General features: G+C 63.9%; 12 protein-coding genes. 7 read left to right on the top strand and 5 right to left on the bottom strand.

Going from position 1 to position 14566, the window contains the following annotated elements; genetic code table 11:
* Positions 1-15: 15 nt before the first annotated feature.
* The 3 genes from ACSX1D_RS01180 to ACSX1D_RS01170 are packed head-to-tail and all read right to left on the bottom strand — an operon-like array spanning position 16 to position 2530.
* Positions 16-1161: an NAD(P)/FAD-dependent oxidoreductase gene (locus ACSX1D_RS01180; RefSeq protein ID WP_439860623.1), complete on the bottom strand. Its 1146-nt coding sequence runs from the start codon at positions 1159-1161 to the stop codon at positions 16-18.
* Positions 1158-1325 (bottom strand): rubredoxin, encoded by a 168-nt coding sequence (locus ACSX1D_RS01175; protein WP_437210569.1) that lies wholly within the window; start codon positions 1323-1325, stop codon positions 1158-1160. Before ACSX1D_RS01175 ends, ACSX1D_RS01180 begins: the two co-directional genes overlap by 4 nt.
* A 14-nt stretch (positions 1326-1339) precedes the next feature.
* The gene (locus ACSX1D_RS01170) at positions 1340-2530 is read right to left on the bottom strand and encodes an aromatic ring-hydroxylating oxygenase subunit alpha (RefSeq protein ID WP_439860622.1); all 1191 of its coding nucleotides are present in this window, start codon (positions 2528-2530) and stop codon (positions 1340-1342) included.
* 168 nt (positions 2531-2698) lie between these two features.
* On the opposite strand from ACSX1D_RS01170, the gene ACSX1D_RS01165 reads away from it, so the two are divergent.
* Positions 2699-3688, top strand: a complete 990-nt coding sequence (locus ACSX1D_RS01165; protein ID WP_439860621.1) for a GlxA family transcriptional regulator — start codon at positions 2699-2701, stop codon at positions 3686-3688.
* A gap of 5 nt (positions 3689-3693) precedes the next feature.
* On the opposite strand, the gene ACSX1D_RS01160 is transcribed toward ACSX1D_RS01165, so the two are convergent.
* Complete coding sequence (locus tag ACSX1D_RS01160; protein WP_439860620.1) at positions 3694-4581, bottom strand: AraC family transcriptional regulator N-terminal domain-containing protein; 888 nt, start codon at positions 4579-4581, stop codon at positions 3694-3696.
* A 180-nt stretch (positions 4582-4761) separates the two neighbouring features.
* On the opposite strand from ACSX1D_RS01160, the gene ACSX1D_RS01155 reads away from it, so the two are divergent.
* Positions 4762-5934: an iron-containing alcohol dehydrogenase gene (locus ACSX1D_RS01155; RefSeq protein ID WP_439860619.1), complete on the top strand. Its 1173-nt coding sequence runs from the start codon at positions 4762-4764 to the stop codon at positions 5932-5934.
* Positions 5935-6963: 1029 nt separating this feature from the next.
* Here the strand turns inward: ACSX1D_RS01155 and ACSX1D_RS01150 are convergent.
* Positions 6964-9159 carry a putative bifunctional diguanylate cyclase/phosphodiesterase gene (locus ACSX1D_RS01150; RefSeq protein ID WP_439862248.1) on the bottom strand — a complete coding sequence of 732 codons (2196 nt, stop codon included), beginning with the start codon at positions 9157-9159 and terminating at the stop codon, positions 6964-6966.
* A gap of 1109 nt (positions 9160-10268) precedes the next feature.
* Between ACSX1D_RS01150 and ACSX1D_RS01145 the strand changes: the two genes are divergently transcribed.
* Genes ACSX1D_RS01145 through ACSX1D_RS01125 form a run of 5 tightly spaced genes read left to right on the top strand, consistent with a single transcriptional unit; the run spans position 10269 to position 14535 of the window.
* Positions 10269-11042: an ABC transporter ATP-binding protein gene (locus ACSX1D_RS01145; RefSeq protein WP_439860618.1), complete on the top strand. Its 774-nt coding sequence runs from the start codon at positions 10269-10271 to the stop codon at positions 11040-11042.
* Positions 11043-11058: 16 nt separating this feature from the next.
* Positions 11059-11811 (top strand): ABC transporter substrate-binding protein, encoded by a 753-nt coding sequence (locus ACSX1D_RS01140; protein WP_439860617.1) that lies wholly within the window; start codon positions 11059-11061, stop codon positions 11809-11811.
* 50 nt (positions 11812-11861) lie between these two features.
* Positions 11862-12557: an ABC transporter permease gene (locus ACSX1D_RS01135; protein ID WP_439860616.1), complete on the top strand. Its 696-nt coding sequence runs from the start codon at positions 11862-11864 to the stop codon at positions 12555-12557.
* Positions 12554-13243, top strand: a complete 690-nt coding sequence (locus ACSX1D_RS01130; protein ID WP_439860615.1) for an ABC transporter permease — start codon at positions 12554-12556, stop codon at positions 13241-13243. The genes ACSX1D_RS01135 and ACSX1D_RS01130 overlap by 4 nt, the downstream gene beginning before the upstream one ends.
* A 26-nt stretch (positions 13244-13269) precedes the next feature.
* Entirely contained in the window at positions 13270-14535 is a 1266-nt protein-coding gene (locus ACSX1D_RS01125) for a methyltransferase (protein ID WP_439860614.1), read from the top strand.
* Positions 14536-14566: the final 31 nt, after the last annotated feature.

Raw genomic sequence — 14566 nt, 5'->3', positions numbered from 1 at the left:
CGCTCCTCCCCCAACTCAGCCAGCGTCAGCCATCGCCTTGAGCAGCGCCTGCTTGTGCGCGACGGCGCTGCCGGTCAGCACGAAGCCTTGTAGCTGCGCCTGCGCATCGCGGTATTCGCCACGCACATCCAGCGCCTCGCCCTGCAGTTGCCAGCTGCCGCCTTCACCTTGGGGCGGCAGCACTATCACCGGGCAGGCCGGGGTCTTGCTCATCACCGGCATCAAGGGATAGTGCACCGCAGTCGGCGTACCGCTGAGGGTTTGCGCCAACGCGCGGGCGGCCTGCATCAGCGGCAGGACGTAGAGCCGCACTTCGCCTTCGACTTCGGCGCAGTCGCCCAGGGCATAGATGTCCGGCTGGTCGGTGGCCAGATAGGCGTCGGTGCAGATGCCGCGGCGGCAAGCGATGCCCGCGGCCTGCGCCAGGTCAATGCGCGGAGCCAGGCCCACGGCGCTGAGCACCAAGTCGGTCTCGAGCGCGCGGCCATCGCTCAGCTGCACGCGCAACCCGTCGCCGTGCGGGGCGATGGCGCTGACCATCTTGCCCAGCTCGAACACCGCGCCGGCCCGCTCCAGGCCGGCGCGCAGCGCCTGCCCGGCCGGTTCGGGCACCAGCCCGCTGAGCGGCGCGGCGAACGGATGCACCAGGGTCACCGACTTGCCGGCCGCCAGAAGGTCGTTGGCGAACTCGCAACCGATCAGACCGGCGCCCATGATCAGCAGCCGCTGCTTGCCTTCGATCCGCTGGCGAAAGGCGCGATAGTCCGCCAGGTTGTTCACCGCCATCACGCCGGGGCTGTCGAAGCCGGGGATATCCAGGCGCAGCGGCACGGCGCCGGTGGCCAGTACCAGTTGGCGGTAGTTCAGGCTTTGCCCGTCCAGCTCGAGTTGCCGGCGCTCGGGGTCAATGGCGCGTACGCGGCTGAACGGACGGATATCCAGCTTGAGCTCGTCTGCCATGCGCGCGCGGTCGCTGCCGATCAGCTCGTCGACGTCCTTACCCTTGGCCAGCCCTGTGGACAGCAGCGGCTTGGAATAGAAATGCCCGTCGTCTTCGCTGAGCAGAACGATGGCCTGCTCGGCATCGAGCTTGCGCAGCTCCTTGGCCAGGGTGTAACCGGCCAGGCCGGTACCGATGATGATGATGGGGACGTCGTTCATGCCACTTCCACCATCTCGAATTCGGCCTTGCTCACCCCGCAGTCCGGACACAGCCAGTCTTCAGGAACATCCTGCCAGGCAGTACCCGCAGCGATGCCTTCCTGCGGCCAGCCCAGGGCCTCGTCATAGATGATGCCGCATACCACGCATTGCCACTTCTTCATGCTGCCCTCCTCGCTCAGGCCTGCCGGGCGATCATCGTCGGGTTGATATCCATAGCGCGCTCGTATTCGTCGTGCAGCCAGGTCAGCGCCGACTCGAAGCGGCCGAAGTGGATTTCGTTCACCACCCCGCTCTGCATGTTGGCCTGGATGGTTTCACCCAGTACCCAGTCCTCCATGAGGATCTTGTTCACCAGGTTGTGGTTGGTCTCGTGCACCTTCAGTTCGTCGGCCGACCACTCGGCGCCGCCGTCCTGGGGGCCATCGACCAGCAGCACCTCTTCGATGCGCGTCTCCCCGGCCGACAGCGGCACCATGCGGATCAGCGAGATGTTGTCCGGCTGGGCGAGCAGCAGCACGGTGGGCGACAGGGTGTAGATGATGTTGGCCATCTTGCGCATATCCCACTGCGCCTCAGGCAGATTCGGCGCCTCGAGCATGGGCTTCTTCGGCAGGATCATGCGCATGTACAGGCCGCCCCAGCTTTCCCAGGTGGACAGGTTGCCGAGGAAGAACGGCGCCAGGGTGTTCTTGTGCGCGACGTTGAAGTGGTAGGCCTCGATGCCGCCTTCGAGGAGGATCTTCCAGTTGGCCTTGATCACGTAACTGCGGCGCTTGTAGACCTGCTGGTTGTCGATATCCAGATAGCGCATGCCGGAAAGCATTTCCTCGGCGAGCAGGTCTTCGGGCACCTGCTGCTCGCGATCCATATGCACGAAGACGATGCCGCCAATGACCCGGCTGGGGAACTCGATCAGGCCGAGCTTTTCCTTGTCCAGGCCGCTGAAGCCGCGCTCGAAATCCGGCGCGCCGGCCAGATTGCCCTCGGTACCGTATGTCCAAGCGTGGTAGGGGCAGATGAATTTCTTTTTGCAGCCGCTTTCGCCATTAGCCACCAGGCGCGCATTGCGGTGGCGGCAGGCGTTGGCGAACACGCGTACTTGGTTATCCTCACCACGCACCATCAGCAGCGACACGCCGTCGAGCCAGTCCAGGGCCAGGTAGTCGCCGGGGTTGGGCACCTCGTTGGCCGAGCCGATGGCCAGCGGCTGGCCGCGAAAGATCTGCTCTTGTTCACGGGCAAACCACTGCGCGCTGATATAGCGCTCGGTGGAGTGGGTCTGGGTCGACTCGTGGTACTGGGTTTCGCCGCGGGCCTTGAGTTCCAACACTTCTTTGATCAGGCGAATCTCGGTGGTTCGGTCCATGCTCGGGTCCTCATCTCGGCGGCAAGCCTGCGGGGCTCGCGGCGCTGGGTTGCTCTCAGTGGTTTTCACTCTAGCAAGCCGCAATAAACCCAAATCGACCTAAAATGACGTATTCTCAACGCAATTGGACAACACGCGACACATGCAGCCGCGCCGGGAATAGAACCGATGCCCAAACCGCAACGCGCCATCGAGATCGCCTACCTGATTCCCGATCAGTTCTGGAGCAGCACCATCAGCAGCATGGTGGAGGTGTTCCACGGCATGACGCTGACCCCCAAGCTGTTCCAGAGCAGCGAGTTTCGCGGCTTCAATACCACCCTGCTGCGCTGCACCCGGGCCAGGGTCAGCGGCTTCTCCGGGCTGCGTTTCGATACCGAACACTTCGCCAGCCGCGCCGGGCGCAAGCGCTTCGATGTGGTGATAGTGCCCTCGGTGTGGGGCCTGTCGATGGACAGCCTGGAGCGCGCCAGACCGGCGCTGGCCTGGCTCAGCGGACAGCATGCGCAGGGTTGCGCAGTGGTCGGGCTGGTGACCGGGGTGTGGTTTCTCGCCGAGGCCGGCATCCTCGATGGCCGCGAGGCGACCATCCACTGGGCTTCGGCCAACCTGTTCCGCCAGCGCTACCCGGGGGTGAAAGTCAGCCCGAAGATCCAGATGATCGAGTCGGACAACATCATCACCACCTCGACCACGCCGGCCACCTTCGATGCCCTGCTGTTGCTGATCCAGCGCTTTCTCGGCGACCGCTCGGCGGAGTTCGCCTCGCACTACTTCACCATCCGCGACAAGGACGCGCCGCTGCCGGTGTTTCTCGAACCCAGCTGCAACGACAAGCTGGTCGACGCCGCGCGCGACCGAATCCGCCTGAGCTACGCCCAGGAGCTGTCGCTCGACGAGCTGGCCCGGCAGTTCAACGTCACCTCACGCACCCTGTCGCGGCGCTTCGTCAGCGCCACCGGGCTGACGCCCATGCACTACCTGAGCAAGCAGCGCCTGGAGATCGCCCGGCGCCTGCTGCAGTCCACCGATCTGCAGATCCAGCAGGTCGCCGAGCAGGCCGGCTTCGCCTCGGCCACGGTGTTCTGCCGCAACTTCAAACAGGCCTTCGCGCAGACGCCGCGCGAGTACCGGCAGACGCTGCCGAGCAGCAAGTAGCGGCTTTAAACCCGCTCCTGCTGGCTATCACGCATCAGCTGCGCCGGGCTATGGCCGAAGTAGCGCTTGAACTCGCGACTGAACTGCGAGGCGCTTTCGTAGCCGACCTGGTCGGCGGCGACATAGGCCTTCATGCCCTGCTGCACGATGAAGTCGTGCGCCTTGCTCAGGCGGATCTTCTTCAGGTACTGCAGCGGCGAGTCATCGGTGACCTGCTTGAAGGCGCGGTGAAACGCCGAGGTGCTCATGTTGGCCTGGCGCGCCAGTTGCTCGACATCCAGATGCTGGGCGTAGTTGTGCTGGATCAGCTGCAGCGCCCGCGCCACGCGGGCGAAGTGGCCGTTGTGCGCGGCCAGTGCATAGAGGGCGGTGGCCTGCCCGCCTTGCAGGGCGCGAAAGAGGATCTCGCGCAGCAGGCCGGGCCCCAGAATGCGCCGCTCGTGGGCATTACCGAGGCAACGAATCAGCCGCGCGATGGCATCGAGCATGTCGGCCTCCAGCGGCACCGGGGCAATGGCGCGCGGCATAGCTTGCTCGGCTTCATGGGCCGTCATCGCGGCTGTGCCCAGCTCGTCGATCAGCGCATTGAGCTGTGGCAGGTCAATGTCGATATACAGGCCGAGCAAAGGGCTTTCCGGGCTGGCGAAGGTTTCGCATTCAAACGGCAAGGTGGCCGACACCAGCAGGTATGAATTGGCGTCATAGACAAACTGTTTGCCGCCTAGATAACCCACCTTAGTGCCCTGCACCACGATGCAAATGCCCGGGTTATACACCAGCGGTGCGCGCGGAATGGCCTGACGCGAGGCAAAGAAGCGCACACCTTCAAGGCCGGTTTCGGAGAAGCCATCCGGCAGGTTGAGTGCCTGCATCAAAGCCGCTAACGATTGCATAGGCGATTACCACCAAACAGGATTAGGCAACAAATCTAGCAGTTAAATGCAACCACCCACACCTACGAGTAGTTTTAGGCAAACTTTAGCCAGAAATGGGCGTTCGCCCCACCGGCCCTTTTACCCACAATGCAGGCCATCGAGTCACCATGAGTCTCTGCAACAACCGAGGGTAACGCCATGCTGAATTTCAACTTCTACAACCCCACGCAGATCGTCTTTGGTCAGGGCCAGCTCAGCCAGCTGGATAGCCTAGTGCCGAAAAACGCCAGGGTGATGATCACCTACGGCGGCGGCAGCGTGGTACGAAACGGCGTGCTCGCCCAAGTGAAAGCCGAGCTGGCCAAATCGGCGCGCAGCGTCAGCGAGTTTGGCGGTATTGAATCTAACCCCAAGTTCGCCACCGCCATGCAAGCTGTTGAGCGCGTGCGCGCCGAGCAGATCGACTTTTTGCTCGCCGTCGGTGGCGGCTCAGTGATGGACGCCACCAAATTCATCGCCCTCGCCGCGGCCAATGCCGACTACCGGGGCCAGGAAGACCAGCTGCTGATCCACGGCTTCAACCCGGTGCCGGTGAACAGCGCGATTGCCCTGGGCACCGTCGCCACCCTGCCGGCCACCGGCTCGGAAATGAACTGCTTCGCGGTGATCAGCCGTGGCGAAGACAAGCTGCCGGTGTACAGCCCGCTGACCTTCCCCAGGTTCTCGATTCTCGACCCCGAGCTGACCTACAGCCTGCCGGCGACTCAGGTCGCCAACGGCGTGGTCGATGCCTTCGTGCATGTGGTCGAGCAGTACCTCACCTACCCGGTGGATGCGCGTTTTCAGGACCGCGCCGCCGAAGGCATCCTGCAAACCCTGCTGGAAATCGGCAAGACCACCGTGGATGAGCCGAGCAACTATGCCGCGCGCGCGAACCTGGTGTGGAGCGCCACCATGGCCCTGAACGGCCTGATCGGCTCGGGCGTGCCGCACGACTGGAGCGTGCACATGCTCGGCCACGAGCTGACCGCGCTGTTCGGCGTCGACCACGCGCAGAGCCTGGCGGTGGTGCTGCCGTCGATGTGGCGGGTGCGTCGCGAACCCAAGCGCGAGAAGCTGCTGCAGTACGCCGAACGCGTGTGGGGCATCCGCGAAGGCAGTGACGAGGCACGCATCGACGCGGCCATCGCCAACACCGAGGCCTTCTTTAACAGCCTGGGCATTGCCACCCGTCTGTCGGCACACGGCATCGACCAGCAAGGCGTCAAGCGCGTGCTGCAAGCACTGGAAAAGCACGGCATGGTTGCGCTGTCCGAACGCGGCGATGTGACGCTAGACGTTTCCCGCCAAGTGCTGGAACTGGCGCTGTAAGCACTCGCAGGCACACAGCGCTTGCTGTGTGCCTGCAATGTACCGACATGGCGCCGCGCCCTTCCTCTATCCAGCGCGCAAACTGCTAAAGCTGCATGCCAGCAGGCGTGGCTATCCGCCGAGTAAGGACCGGCGAACTGCAAATATCACCCAACCTGCTGTAGCGCAAACTCAAGCGCTCACAGACCAGTATCAAGAAATTCGCGATGCACTCATGCACGACTGAATCGCTCCGAATTCTGTAGAAACTCAATGGCCGAAATTGGCCGTTTTCTGCCGGGCGTCGAGGGCAACTTCGTATCGACCTTCGCCGGTCACCATGCGAGGAGATCGAGCCTATATTGAGCGTCAAGGTGGCTAACGCAACTGGAGGCAAGTCATTGCTGCTTGGCAGGGGCGTGAGGGAGGGGGAGGGCAAAAGTCTGGAGCTTTCGACTCAAAGACCGCTCGGGAAGCACATTGAGCATAATTTCGTACCATTTCATGCTTCACGGCAGTGGGCCCAGACCTTGCCCAACGCCGATCTATCTCTTGCCATAAAAGGTGGTATCTACAAAGCATGCGTGCTTCCCGGTAATGCTTGGGCATTGCAGGAAGCAAAACGCATGTCCCGAGGGGATACTTTTGATTTTGGGGGTATTTTTGGGGGCATCTACGAGCGACAAAATCCAAAGCAACCAGTAAATACGCGGCCTGCAGACGTTGGTTCGGTTCCGTCCCTGGCACCATCTTTCGTTTTCAGGTGGTGCCAAAATCACCCGAAAGACCACAAGAAGCCCGCCTAGTGCGGGTTTTTTGTTGCCCACAGTTCCCCAGCCTTCCCGGGACACGATCCCTGCCCGCCGAACAGAGAAAAACCGCCCAACTAGCGCGAAGATCCTCGCGACTTACATTCGAAACACTGACGGAGCAGTGATTCGCCACAACGCACCACGCCGGACCGAAAGCACCGCCTGCAAAGCCATGCCCCACTTGGAAAATGACCCGATCTCGGCATCGATTCACGCCCGATGTAGGCCAACACGCCTACTAGGCCGGCGGAACAGCCACGCAAGGTGGCAGCACGCGACACTCCCCCTCCGCGCCAACCGCCATCAGGCGCTCGAGTTCTTGCACGGGCATCGGCCGGCCGAACAGATACCCCTGGAAGCTGTGGCACCCCATACCCAACAGCGCCCAGCACTGCTCATCGGTCTCGACGCCTTCGGCTATCACCTCCAGCTTAAGGCTGCTGGCCAGAGCGCAGATGGCGCGAATGATCGCCTCGCTGTTTCCGTCCCCCGGCAAGGCCTTAACAAAGGACTGGTCGATCTTGAGCTGATCGAGGGGCAGGCGCTGCAGATAGGCCAACGATGAGTAGCCGGTGCCGAAGTCGTCGATCGAGAACCGGATGCCCAGCGCCTTTAGCGCATTCATCCGGATGACCGCGCCCGGCAGATCGTCCAGCAGCAGCGTTTCAGTCAATTCAAGCTTGAGCCGCTGCGGATTCGCGCCACTCTGCTCTAGGAGCTGGATCAGGCGCTCGACAAAATCTGCCTGATAAAGAAACCGGGCACTGACGTTGACCGACAGACTGAGCGACTCCGCTTTCGGATGGTTGCGCCAAAGCGCCAGCTGACGACAGGCCTGCTTCAGCATCTGGAAGTCCAGCTCGTCGATCAGCCCTGCCTGCTCAGCGACCTCGATAAAGGCAATGGGGGAAAGCAGACCGCGCTGCGGGTGCTTCCAGCGAGCGAGCGCCTCGGCACCGATCAAGTCGCCTTTCCTATCCAGCTGCGGTTGCAGATAGAGGATGAAACGCTCCGCTTGCAGCCCCTCGCGAATTTCCTCCTCGAGGCGCAAGCGCTTACTGACAGCCTCCTGCATCAGCGGATCGAAGAAGCGCACTGCATTCTTGCCCGCTGCCTTGGCGGCATACATCGACATATCGGCGCGCTTCATCAACTCCTCTACCGGGCAGGCGTCGTCGCCGAACAGTACGACCCCGATGCTGGTGCCGCTGCGCAGGGTCAATGGGCCGACCCGATAAGGCGCGCCGATGGCCCTCAGCAGTTGCTCGGCTACGTGCTCCGCCTGAGCCGCCGCCGCTTCCGGCGGACCGGCAAGCCCCTCCAGCATCACCACGAACTCGTCGCCCCCCAGGCGCGCCACGGTATCGCTGGACCTCACGGCGCCAATGAGGCGCTCGGCGGCCAATCGCAAGAGATCGTCTCCGGCCTGATGCCCATGGAAGTCGTTGATGTTCTTGAAATTGTCCAAGTCGAGAAACATCAGCGCCGAACTCTGCGAGCTGCGCACGCTGGTGGCCATCGCATGCTGCAGGCGGTCGAGCAGCAGGCGCCTGTTGGGCAGCCCGGTGAGCGGATCGAAGAAGGCCAGTCGCTCGATATGCTCCTGGGCCGCCTGGCGCTCTGTGACATCGGCAAACGAGGCGACGTAATTGATGACCTGCCCCTGCGCGTTGCGCACTGCGTTGATCGACAACCACTCGGGAAACACCTCGCCGTTCTTTCGCCGGTTCCACACCTCGCCGTGCCAGGAGTCCGTCTCTTTGAGCTGATGCCACATCGCCCGATAGAAGGCTTGGCTCTGCCGCCCGGAGCTGAGCAGACTGGTCTTCTGGCCGATGACCTCCTCACGGCTGTAACCGGTGATGGCGCAGAACGCCTCGTTGACTCGCAGGATGCGATTGCTGGCATCGGTAATGAGCATGCCTTGCAGCGAGTTGAAGGCGGTGGCCGCTATCCGCAGTTCTCGCTCGTCATCTGTGCGCTGCGATATCTCCTTGAGCATCAGCCCCAGCAACAGCGTGGCAACCGGCATTACCAGCAGCACCGGCACGCCCACTTGCTGCAGGGCGAACGCGACATACTCGCTGGGTAGCAGGCTGTAGAGCAGCAGCCCCAATACCTGAAGGATCAGGCCAAAGGCGAGCAACTGAGAGGGACCAACGCCGACTTGCCGACGCAGGTAGAGCTGCCGATAGGCCAGACCCAAGACTACCGATAGAAGGATCTCGGCCAGACCGGACCACATGCCGACGCCGCCCAGCCAGACCCGAAAGCCGCCCGCGATCAACCCAGCCACGCCCGCAACCAGCGGCCCGCCGAACAGCGCAGCCATGCTCAGGATGACGCTGCGGGCATCCAGGATCAGCCCATCCGCCAGGGTGACCGGGGTCAGCATGCCGAACACGCAGGTGCCCGCGAAAAGCAACGCCGCCATCAATTGGCCGGCGGTGCTCGTGGCCCCCCAGAAGCGTAAGTTGAGCGCTTGCAACCAGCACAGCGACAGGAGCACTGCGACGCCTTGAACAAGATCGTAGAACACGTTTGCGAGTCCCTCCGCCTGAGCAGTGATATCAGTCGATTAGCCATGGGCAGAGATTCATTGCCAACTAGCATGTGCTCGCCACGAGCGCATTGGAGCATGCGCCGGGCGTGGCGCTACTGATCTGCGTCAGTTGGGCGACCTGGAGGGGCGTTCTAATCACCCTCCGCACTGGCACCGTGAGAAGCCTTCGTACGGCGCCGGACCGCCCTGCTTACCGGGCAGTAGCCCTCCCTGCCCCACCCTCGCCGACAGGCAGGCACCGACTGACTGATCGCCCTGTCAGGCGAAGCGACTTGGGACATATGTCCCAGCAATCCGGCATAGATCCGGAAATGCGGAACGCATCACGTTTTATCCGATCTAAGAAACCACGCGGCTGGTTTATCATCGCGCGAATGCAAACACCTGGGCGCCCACAAGCGCATACACTGGCGCGCTCCTCCTCTAGCCGAGCGCTTGAACGCAACAATAGGCCATTCAGCATGCAAAGCACGGCATCGGAACAACGCACACTTCACTCGATGCGCAAACACATCGACCTGATGGTGGCGAGAGGTTGGTCGATCACCGGCCGAGACCCGCTGCGCCTCGAGTCCGCGGGCCGTACCTGCGTGGTCCGTCACGGCATCTTGATCAGCGAGCATAAAGCCGCCTAGCCGCCCCGGGCCTGGATGGTGCCGTTGCAGCAGAGCGCAACGGACCGCCCCTTTCCAGATAGAACTTGGCGACTGCCGCTGACAACGGGACAGCGACACCAGTCGCGACCGACTGCCGGCCAACAGACGCACCTCAGCCATCGCCAAGCCCCCACGAGCAACACCGCACCAGCATTCTTGCATTCGCGCGACAGGCAGCTGCAACCAGGCGACACCCGTGACCGATCGGGCCAAACCCGCCCAGCAAACGGCTTGGCGGTCAGCGAAACGCTATGCTAGCTTGGCGCCACGCCAGGAAGGCCTGACCATAGCCCGGAGCGCATCCGCACAAGAAGAGGACCCCCCATGGCCGAGGCCACGCCCGCGCTGGAAATTCGTAATCTGCACAAACGCTACGGCGACCTCGAGGTGCTCAAGGGCATCTCCCTCACGGCCCAGGATGGCGACGTGATTTCCATCCTCGGCTCCTCCGGCTCCGGCAAGTCGACCTTCCTGCGCTGCATCAACCTGCTGGAGAACCCCAACCAGGGGCAGATACTCGTGGCCGGAGAAGAGCTCAAGCTCAAGCCCGGCAAGCAGGGAGAGCTGGTCGCGGCGGACAACCGGCAGATCAATCGCCTGCGCAGCGAACTGGGCTTCGTCTTCCAGAATTTCAACCTGTGGCCGCATATGAGCGTGCTCGACAACATCACCGAGGCGCCGCGCCGGGTGCTGGGCCTGAGCAAGGCCGAGGCCACCGAGCGCGCCGAGGCATTGCTGGCCAAGGTCGGCATCGCCGACAAGCGCCACGTCTACCCCAACCAGCTGTCCGGCGGCCAGCAGCAGCGCGCGGCCATCGCCCGCACCCTGTGCATGGAGCCCAAGGTGATCCTGTTCGACGAGCCGACCTCGGCCCTCGACCCGGAGATGGTCCAGGAAGTGCTCAGCGTGATCCGCGCCCTGGCCGAAGAGGGTCGCACCATGCTGCTGGTGACCCACGAGATGAACTTTGCCCGCCAGGTATCCAGTGAGGTGGTGTTTCTGCACCAGGGTCTGGTCGAGGAGCAGGGCCCGCCGGCGCAGGTGTTCGACAACCCGCAATCGGCACGCTGCAAACAGTTCATGTCCAGCAATCACTAAAATGGAGCTACATCGCATGCAGAAATATAAGAAGATCCTGCTGGCTGCGGCCGCCACCCTGGCCTTCGGCACCAGCGCCGTAGCCGCCGACAAGCTGAAGATCGGCACCGAAGGCGCCTACCCGCCGTTCAACCTGATCGACGCCAGCGGCCAGGTGGTCGGCTTCGACATCGAGATCGCCCAGGCCCTGTGCGCCAAGATGCAGGCCGAGTGCGAAGTGGTCACCTCCGATTGGGACGGCATCATCCCGGCGCTGAACGCCAAGAAGTTCGACTTCCTGGTGGCCTCGATGTCAATCACCGAGGAGCGCCAGCAGGCGGTCGACTTCACCGAGCCCTACTACACCAACAAGCTGCAGTTCATCGCCCCGAAAGGCAGTGACTTCAAGACCGACGAAGCCAGCCTCAAGGGCAAGGTGATCGGCGCCCAGCGCGCGACCATCGCCGGCACCTGGCTGGAAGACAACCTCGATGACGTGGTCGACATCAAGCTCTACGACACCCAGGAGAACGCCTACCTCGACCTGTCCTCAGGGCGCCTCGATGGCGTACTGGCCGACACCTTCGTCAACTGGGAATGGCTCAAGAGCGACGCCGGCAAGGGCTTCGAGTTCAAGGGCGAGCCGGTGTTCGACAACGACAAGATCGGCATCGCCGTGCGCAAGGGCGACCCGCTGCGCGAGAAGCTCAACGCGGCGCTGAAGGAAATCGTCGCCGACGGCACCTACAAGCAGATCAACGACAAGTACTTCCCGTTCAGCATCTACTGAGCAGCCTGTCCTGCGTCGCCGCTGCCGGCGGCGCAGGCACCTGAGCCTCCATGACCCTAGACCTCTACGGATTCGGCCCCGCCCTGGCCGCCGGCACCCTGATGACCATCAAGCTGGCGCTCAGTGCGCTCTGCCTGGGTCTGGTGCTCGGCCTGCTCGGCGCCCTGGCCAAGACCTCGCCGTACAAGCCACTGCAATGGCTCGGCGGCACCTATTCGACCATCGTGCGCGGCGTACCCGAGCTGCTCTGGGTGCTGCTGATCTATTTCGGCACGGTCAGCCTGATGCGCGAACTGGCCGACCTGCTCGGCATGGAAAGCCTGGAGCTGTCGCCCTTCGCCGCCGGCACCATCGCCCTCGGCCTGTGCTTCGGCGCCTACGCCACCGAGGTGTTCCGTGGCGCCATCCTGGCCATTCCCAGGGGCCACCGTGAGGCCGGCCAGGCCCTCGGCCTGTCCAAGGCGCGGATTCTCTGGCGCCTGATCCTGCCGCAGATGTGGCGCATCGCCCTGCCGGGGCTGGGCAACCTGTTCATGATCCTGATGAAGGACACCGCGCTGGTCTCGGTGATCGGCCTGGAGGAAATCATGCGCCGCTCGCAGATCGCCGTGACCTCGAGCAAGGAACCCTTCACCTTCTTCCTGGTGGCCGCGTTCATCTACCTCGGCCTGACCATCCTCGCCATGATCGGCCTGTATTTCCTCGAGAAACGCGCCAGCCGTGGCTTCGTCCGGAGCGCCGCATGAACTGGGAAGTCATCATCAAGTGGCTGCCACGCCTGGCCGAGGGCGCCATGCTGACCCTGGAGCTGGTCGGCATCGCGGTAATCGCCGGACTGATCCTCGCGATCCCCATGGGCATCGCCCGCGCGTCCAAGCACTGGTACGTGCGCGCCCTGCCCTACGGCTACATCTTCTTCTTCCGCGGCACGCCGCTGCTGGTGCAGCTGTTCTTGGTCTATTACGGCCTGGCGCAGTTCGACACGGTGCGCGAAGGCCCCTTCTGGCCCTACCTGCGCGACGCCTACTGGTGCGCCATCATCACCATGACCCTGCACACCGCCGCCTATATCGCCGAGATCCTGCGTGGCGCCATCCAGGCCGTGCCATCGGGTGAAGTCGAGGCGGCGCGGGCGCTGGGCATGGCGCGCTGGCAGACCATGCTCTACATCGTCCTGCCGCGGGCGGCGCGCATCGGCCTGCCGGCCTACAGCAACGAAGTGATCCTGATGCTCAAGGCCAGCGCCCTGGCCAGCACCGTGACCCTGCTGGAACTGACCGGCATGGCTCGCACGATCATCGCCCGCACCTACCTGCCGGTGGAGATCTTCTTCGCCGCCGGCCTGTTCTACCTGGGCATCGCCTTCCTCCTAGTGCGCGCCTTCAAGCTGCTGGAGCGCTGGTTGCGCGTCGACGCCTGCCAGGGTCGCTGACGCTGTCGCCAGCGACCCTGCCCACCATGCCAGCACGCCCCCTCAGCGACGACGCCCTGCTCCAGCGCTTCCAGGCGCTGGATGCGTTGCTGACTGGGCATCAGCACCTCTGGCGACCGCAACCCTTCACCCAGCACCGGCTGCCCTGGGAAGACAGCCATCCCGAGCTGTCGCGCTGGTTGCGCGCCCGCAGCCTGGAGCAGGCCGAAGCCGACCATGGCCAACCCCATCTGCTGGATGCCCCAGAGCCCTTTGCCGGACTCGCCCGACAGGCCTGCTTGCTGGCTCAGCTCGGCGAACTGCCGCAACGGCCCCTGCCCGAACCGCCGCCACGCTTCTCGCTCGATGTGCCGGGCCGCAAATGGCAGCAGATCCAGGCCTTCGCCAGCCGCCTGCAGTTTCACGGCGAACCGCGCCATTGGCTCGACTGGTGCGCAGGCAAGGGCCACCTCGGCCGCCTGCTGGCCCACGACGGCCGCCCGCTGACCTGCCTTGAGCACGACCCGCTGCTGGTGGCCGACGGCCAGCGGCTCAGTCAGCGCCTGGGGCTCGCCGCCCGACATCTGCACCAGGACGTGCTGGCCGTGGATACCGCCGAGCGGCTGCAAGCCGAGCACACCCCGGTCGCCCTGCACGCCTGTGGTGAACTCCATATGCGGCTGATGCAGCTGGCCAGCCAGGCCGGCTGCCGCCAGCTGGCGATCGCGCCCTGCTGTTACAACCGCATCGCCACCCCCGACTATCGGCCCCTATCGGCCGTCGCAAAGGCCTCGGCCCTGCACCTGTCGCGGGAAGACCTGGCCTTGCCACTCAAGGAGACCGTCACCGCCGGCGCCCGGGTACGCCGCCAACGGGACCTGTCCATGGCCCGGCGGCTAGCCTTCGACCTGCTGCAGCGACGGCTGCGCGGCGTCGATGAATACCTGCCAACGCCCTCCCTGCCACCGGCCTGGCTGGACAAGGACTTCGCCACCTACTGCCGAGACCTGGCCGCCCTCAAGGGCCTGGCCGACCCCGGCCCACTTCACGACTGGGCCGGACTGGAGACACAGGGCTGGCAGCGCCTGGCCGAGGTGCGCAACCTCGAGCTGCTGCGCGGCCTGTTCCGCCGACCACTGGAACTGTGGCTGCTGCTCGACCGCGCCCTTTACCTGCAGGATCAGGGCTTCGCCGTGCGCCTGGGCACCTTCTGCCCGCGACAGCTCAGCCCGCGCAACCTGCTGCTGCTCGCCGAACGACCCGCCGGCGAGTTGCCCACACAATCTGTGGATAACTGTGTTGATAGATTCTGAGCAAACGCCTGCAAGGCCCCGCCTATCACCC

It is taken from the genome of Pseudomonas sp. MBLB4136, assembly GCF_051904765.1.
Taxonomy (GTDB): domain Bacteria; phylum Pseudomonadota; class Gammaproteobacteria; order Pseudomonadales; family Pseudomonadaceae; genus Aquipseudomonas.
The sequence above is the reverse complement of the archived record's forward strand: the minus strand, read 5'-3'. Positions and strand labels throughout refer to the sequence as shown.

What these genes read in the sequence shown, in the direction of transcription:
- ACSX1D_RS01140 (WP_439860617.1), top strand. Translation starts at nt 11,059, where the DNA reads ATGCAGAAATATAAGAAGATCCTGCTGGCTGCGGCCGCCACCCTGGCC.
- ACSX1D_RS01170 (WP_439860622.1), bottom strand. Translation starts at nt 2,530, where the DNA reads ATGGACCGAACCACCGAGATTCGCCTGATCAAAGAAGTGTTGGAACTC.
- ACSX1D_RS01130 (WP_439860615.1), top strand. Translation starts at nt 12,554, where the DNA reads ATGAACTGGGAAGTCATCATCAAGTGGCTGCCACGCCTGGCCGAGGGC.
- ACSX1D_RS01175 (WP_437210569.1), bottom strand. Translation starts at nt 1,325, where the DNA reads ATGAAGAAGTGGCAATGCGTGGTATGCGGCATCATCTATGACGAGGCC.
- ACSX1D_RS01165 (WP_439860621.1), top strand. Translation starts at nt 2,699, where the DNA reads ATGCCCAAACCGCAACGCGCCATCGAGATCGCCTACCTGATTCCCGAT.
- ACSX1D_RS01160 (WP_439860620.1), bottom strand. Translation starts at nt 4,581, where the DNA reads ATGCAATCGTTAGCGGCTTTGATGCAGGCACTCAACCTGCCGGATGGC.
- ACSX1D_RS01125 (WP_439860614.1), top strand. Translation starts at nt 13,270, where the DNA reads ATGCCAGCACGCCCCCTCAGCGACGACGCCCTGCTCCAGCGCTTCCAG.
- ACSX1D_RS01145 (WP_439860618.1), top strand. Translation starts at nt 10,269, where the DNA reads ATGGCCGAGGCCACGCCCGCGCTGGAAATTCGTAATCTGCACAAACGC.
- ACSX1D_RS01150 (WP_439862248.1), bottom strand. Translation starts at nt 9,159, where the DNA reads ATGGCGGCGTTGCTTTTCGCGGGCACCTGCGTGTTCGGCATGCTGACC.
- ACSX1D_RS01135 (WP_439860616.1), top strand. Translation starts at nt 11,862, where the DNA reads ATGACCCTAGACCTCTACGGATTCGGCCCCGCCCTGGCCGCCGGCACC.
- ACSX1D_RS01155 (WP_439860619.1), top strand. Translation starts at nt 4,762, where the DNA reads ATGCTGAATTTCAACTTCTACAACCCCACGCAGATCGTCTTTGGTCAG.
- ACSX1D_RS01180 (WP_439860623.1), bottom strand. Translation starts at nt 1,161, where the DNA reads ATGAACGACGTCCCCATCATCATCATCGGTACCGGCCTGGCCGGTTAC.